Source organism: Pseudorhodoplanes sp., from assembly GCF_035565855.1.
In the GTDB taxonomy this organism is placed as follows: Bacteria; Pseudomonadota; Alphaproteobacteria; order Rhizobiales; family Xanthobacteraceae; genus Pseudorhodoplanes.
The window spans coordinates 1-4,912 of the sequence record NZ_DATMRX010000017.1; the positions used below are offsets into that span (position 1 = coordinate 1).

5 protein-coding genes and 1 pseudogene are annotated in these 4,912 nt (G+C 63.0%); 1 reads left to right on the plus strand and 5 read right to left on the minus strand.

What is annotated here, in order from left to right; translation table 11 throughout:
- From VN004_RS01025 to VN004_RS01035, 3 genes and pseudogenes are all read right to left on the minus strand, one after another.
- Positions 1–184 (minus strand): annotated as a pseudogene (locus tag VN004_RS01025) (oxidoreductase); the annotation flags it as partial.
- Between the two features lie 74 nt (positions 185–258).
- Complete coding sequence (locus tag VN004_RS01030) at positions 259–498, minus strand: hypothetical protein (RefSeq protein WP_325606248.1); 240 nt, start codon at positions 496–498, stop codon at positions 259–261.
- A 48-nt stretch (positions 499–546) separates the two neighbouring features.
- Positions 547–2,154 carry a carboxyl transferase domain-containing protein gene (locus VN004_RS01035; RefSeq protein ID WP_325606249.1) on the minus strand — a complete coding sequence of 536 codons (1,608 nt, stop codon included), beginning with the start codon at positions 2,152–2,154 and terminating at the stop codon, positions 547–549.
- Between the two features lie 130 nt (positions 2,155–2,284).
- On the opposite strand from VN004_RS01035, the gene VN004_RS01040 reads away from it, so the two are divergent.
- Positions 2,285–3,034, plus strand: coding sequence for a DUF1236 domain-containing protein (locus VN004_RS01040; protein ID WP_325606250.1), 750 nt, complete (start codon positions 2,285–2,287; stop codon positions 3,032–3,034).
- Between the two features lie 231 nt (positions 3,035–3,265).
- On the opposite strand, the gene VN004_RS01045 is transcribed toward VN004_RS01040, so the two are convergent.
- Both VN004_RS01045 and VN004_RS01050 read right to left on the minus strand, forming a co-directional pair.
- Positions 3,266–3,919 carry a glutathione S-transferase family protein gene (locus tag VN004_RS01045; protein WP_325606251.1) on the minus strand — a complete coding sequence of 218 codons (654 nt, stop codon included), beginning with the start codon at positions 3,917–3,919 and terminating at the stop codon, positions 3,266–3,268.
- A 101-nt stretch (positions 3,920–4,020) separates the two neighbouring features.
- Positions 4,021–4,428 (minus strand): rhodanese-like domain-containing protein, encoded by a 408-nt coding sequence (locus VN004_RS01050; protein WP_325606252.1) that lies wholly within the window; start codon positions 4,426–4,428, stop codon positions 4,021–4,023.
- Positions 4,429–4,912: the final 484 nt, after the last annotated feature.

The window sequence follows — 4,912 nt, forward strand, 5'->3', positions numbered from 1 at the left end:
CCTTCGACGCATCGCAGCGAAAGGCTTTCGCGCCAGTCTGCGCCGACAGTCCCGCGAGATCGTCGGGCAAACGGGCGGCCAGCGCGATCTTCAACCCGTTGCTTGCGAGCAAACGGGTGAGCGAGGCGCTAAGCCCCGATCCTGCACCGACGATCAAGGCTGTGGTGTAGCCGGGTGAAGCCATCGCGAACTCCTGCTAATCGAGAACCGCAGGATGCGTGTTCGCGACGATCACTGCAAGCGCGCACCGCTTCGATATCAGTTGCGGCCCTGCACCTGCTCGCTGCCACGATGGACCAGTGCCTTGGTCAACGCGGAGCGATCGAGATGTGTGCCGTCATCGCCCTCGAGCAGCAAGGCGACGCGGCCGGTCGTCTTGAGATGCTGGGCAAAGCCCATCGCCTCGTCCATGGTGCCGAATTCCTTGAACAGATGACGGCCCTTTTCCAGCGGGTTCAGGCGTTCGGAGCCGGGCGGGCCGGAATAGACACGGTACATGGTGGCCTCCATGCTTGTTTTCTCGTTCCGGACCGCGAGGTTCCGTCCTCACATCCGGAACACCCCGAATTTGGTTTCCTCGACCGGCGCATTCAAGGCCGCGGACAAGGCGAGTGACAGCACGCGCCGCGTTTCGGTCGGCAGAATGATGCCATCGTCCCACAGCCGCGCGGTCGCATAATACGGGCTGCCCTCGCGCTCATATTGATCGCGGATCGGCTGCTTGAATTCTTCCTCCTCGATCTCGCTCCATTTGCCGCCGGCAGCCTCGATATTATCGCGACGCACCGTCGCCAGCACGGAGGCCGCCTGCTCGCCGCCCATCACCGAGATGCGCGCGTTCGGCCAGGTGAAGAGAAAGCGCGGGCCGTACGCCCTGCCGCACATCCCGTAATTTCCAGCCCCGAATGAACCGCCGACGATCAACGTGATCTTAGGCACCCGCGCGCAGGCGACCGCTGTCACCATCTTGGCACCGTCCTTGGCGATGCCACCGGCCTCGTAGTCGCGGCCTACCATGAAGCCGACGATGTTCTGCAGGAACAAAAGCGGGATGCGCCGCTGGCAGCACAATTCGATGAAATGCGCCGCCTTCAGCGCGCTCTCGGAATAGAGAATGCCATTGTTCCCGATGATGCCGACCGGCATGCCGTGAAGGTGCGCGAACCCGGTAACGAGCGTCGTGCCATAGAGCTTCTTGAATTCGTCGAATTCGGAAGCGTCGACGATGCGGGCGATGACTTCACGGATGTCATATTGCTTCTTCAGGTCCGTCGGCACGAGCCCCTCCAGTTCGGCGGCGTCGTGCAACGGCTCCCGCGGGGCGATCACTGGAATATCGACGCGCTTGACCGTGTTCAGATTGGCGGCGATGCGGCGCGCGATAGCCAGCGCATGTTCGTCATTCGCGGCGAGATGATCGGCAACGCCGGACCTTCGCGTATGCACGTCAGCGCCGCCGAGATCTTCCGCTGAAACGACTTCCCCGGTCGCGGCCTTCACAAGCGGCGGGCCGCCGAGGAAGATCGTTCCCTGGTTCTTCACGATGATGCTTTCGTCGGACATCGCCGGCACATAGGCGCCGCCTGCCGTGCAGGAGCCCATCACCACCGCGATCTGCGGAATCCCGGCAGCGGAGAGCGTCGCCTGGTTGTAGAAGATGCGGCCGAAATGATCGCGGTCTGGAAACACTTCGGTCTGGTTCGGCAGATTGGCGCCACCGGAATCGACGAGATAGATGCAGGGCAGCCGGTTCTCGCGCGCGATCTCCTGCGCGCGGATGTGCTTCTTCACCGTCATCGGATAATAGGTGCCGCCCTTGATGGTTGCGTCGTTGCACACGATCATGCATTCGCGGCCCGCAACCCGGCCGATCCCGGTGATCAGACCGGCGGCGTGAATCTGATCGTCGTACATTCCGTAGGCTGCGAGCGGCGAAAGTTCGAGAAACGGCGAGCCCGGATCGATGAGCCGCATCACCCGCTCGCGCGGCAGCAGCTTGCCTCGGGACACATGGCGCTCGCGCGCCTTCTCGTTTCCCCCGAGCGCAGCGGTAGCCCTCGCCTCCCTCAGTTCGTCTGCCAGCGCTTGCCATTGCGCGGCATTGGCGCGGAACTCGCGTGAGCGAATGTCGACACTCGAATCAATGCGAGCCACAACGCCCCTCCTGATTCCCACAGCGATGAAACTATGCCGCGCCGTTGCCTGATTGGCCATAAGCACGACGGAAGCAGCCGCCGCGTGCAGGCGCTCTGATCTGACCGGAACCGGAACGCTGCCACCGCCGGTGCGTTCACTGCACGACGACCGGCCTGTTCCGGAGCACGGGGCTCGTCCAATACACAGAGAGGAGTCATCCATGAGGTCTCGATTACTGATTTCCATTTCCGCGGCTGCGCTGATCGCAGGCAGCGGTCTGGCCGTTGCCCAGGACAAGGGCGGGCCGGCTGGCGGGCCGGCGAGCAGCCCATCCGCTGCACCGCAAAGCACATCGCCAGCGCAACAATCCGCACCTTCGTCCCGTCCGGGCGGCAGCGATATTCAACAGCGCCAGGAAGCCCCGCCGGCGCGTGCACAGCAGGACATCAAGGGTGATCAGAAGCAGCAGCGCGGTGCGCAGGACCAAGGCACCAGGCCCGATAATCGCGCGCAGGATAAGTCAGCTCCAAAAGCTGACAGAAACGCAGCCGGCGCCAAATCCGACCGCAACAAGGACGCGGCCGATACCAAGTCCGGGCGCGACGCGACGACCGGCCAAGGTGCGGCAGGCTCGTCAGGCAGCGCCAATCTGACCACCGAACAGCGCACGAAGATCAAGAGCAGCATCCAGCAGACGAAGGTCAGCAAGGCGACCAACGTCAACTTCAACGTTTCGGTCGGCACGGTCGTGCCGCGAAGCGTCACGCTGCACGCGTTGCCGCCGGCTGTGGTGGAAGTCTACCCGCAGTGGCGTGGATACCGCTTCGTTCTGGTTGAGGACGAGATCATCATCATCGAGCCGAGCACCTACAAGATCGTCGCGGTGATCGACGCCTAAGCTCGGAAAGCACCGACCCGCCGGGACCCAGCGTCCCGGCGGAACGCTTTCGCGCCCCGGATTGGGGCCGGACTGTCACGATTCGTTAATACTTTGTTGCAACAATCGCTCAAGTTTCGATGCGCAGCGGGACGGATGTACTCCCGGCGTCGCGCATCGGATGGGAAGCCCGGCACATGCCGGGTTTTCTGTTTTTTGGGGCAGCGATGCGGTTCAGGTCCGGCGGAAGTCTCAATCGACGTCGTTGCCCGGCATCACCCAGGGTTCCGCAACGCCAACCGATCGCCATTCCTGCCAGGCGGGCAGCGCCATCATTGCGGTCATATAGGCTTCGCAGGCAGCGCCCACGCCGATGGCGTAACTCGCAAAGCGCGACACCACCGGCGCATACATGGCGTCCGCCGCGCTGAAGGCGCCGAACAGAAACGGGCCGCCCTCCCCGAACCGCCGCCGGCAATCCGTCCAGATGTCCTCGATGCGCCGGACGTCAGCCGCGACCTCGGCGGTCAGCTCGCGCTTGCGGCTCACGCGCCGCATATTCATCGGGCAATGCCGGCGCAGCGGACCGAAGCCCGCATGCATTTCAGCGGAAATGGCTCGCGCATGCGCGCGCGCCCTGGGATCGGCCGGCCAGAGCTGCGCCTTCGGGAAGCGCTCGGCGAGATGGTCGAGGATGGCAAGTGACTCCCAGATCGTCATGTCGCCATCGATCAGGATCGGGACCTTGCCAACGGGCGAATATGTCAGGACGCGTTCGCGACTGCCCGGCTCGTAAAGCGGGATCACCTCCTCTTCGAAGGCAATCCCGGCGTGCCGCATGGCGATCCACGGCCGCAGCGACCATGAGGAATAATTCTTATTACCAATGATGAGCTTGAGCGACATCGCGGGTTCTCGATGCGGGACCAATGCTTCCTCAATGCGGCCGCCTCGGCGCACGCGCAAGTGAAAACATATGATGCAGGCAATGAGGCAGGCGAATGGAGTCAGGCCTTGGCCGGCATCTCCTCGACCGGGCCGCCCGCCTTTTTCCAAGCGCCGAAGCCGCCGCGAATATGCGCGACCGGCTTCAACCCCATGCTTTGCACGGTCTGTGCGGCCAGCGCCGAGCGCAAGCCGCCCGCGCAGAAGAAGACGTATTTCTTGTCCTGCGCGAAGACCGGCTTGTGATACGGGCTCTCGGGGTCGATCCAGAACTCGAGCATGCCGCGCGGACAATGGAAGGCGCCGGGCACCCGGCCGTCCCGCTGCAATTCACGAATGTCCCGGATATCCACCAGCACCACGTCTTCACGGCCGTGAAGCGAAAGCGCTTGCTCGACCGACAAATTCTCGATCTGGCTCTCGGCCGCCTCGACGAGTGACTTGACGCTCTTGGTGATGGACTGAGGCATCGCGCGCCCTCTTGGCTGTCGCAACCCTCTTTTCCAGAATGTCGTGCCGCATTCAAGACAAAGGCGGCGTGGAGATGCCACGCCGCCGTCTCACCGGCACGAAAAACGGGAGTTACATGGCCATGTAGACCGCAACGACCAGAACCACCACAAGCGACGCGGCGATCCACAGGGTGGTGGTCACCATCGATTCAGATTGCCGAGTCTGTTCTTGTGCCATAGGCCGTCTCCATCCTGTGCTGCGGAGGGCCGCACTGCGCGAAGCGCCGGAGCGCCTTCGCAGCTGTGATGCACGCGTATCGCGTACGACTTTAGTCTAATACACCGTCAAGAAACCAATCAGCGGTTGTATTTCGCGCACGGTTCCCAATCGTGCCGTCGCCAAGGGTGCAAGATGCTGTTTAGCCTGCCGGACATACTCGCCCTGTTATTCTTCGTCGCCTGCTGGCTCGGCTATGCCTTCGTGCTGGAATGGACCCAATAC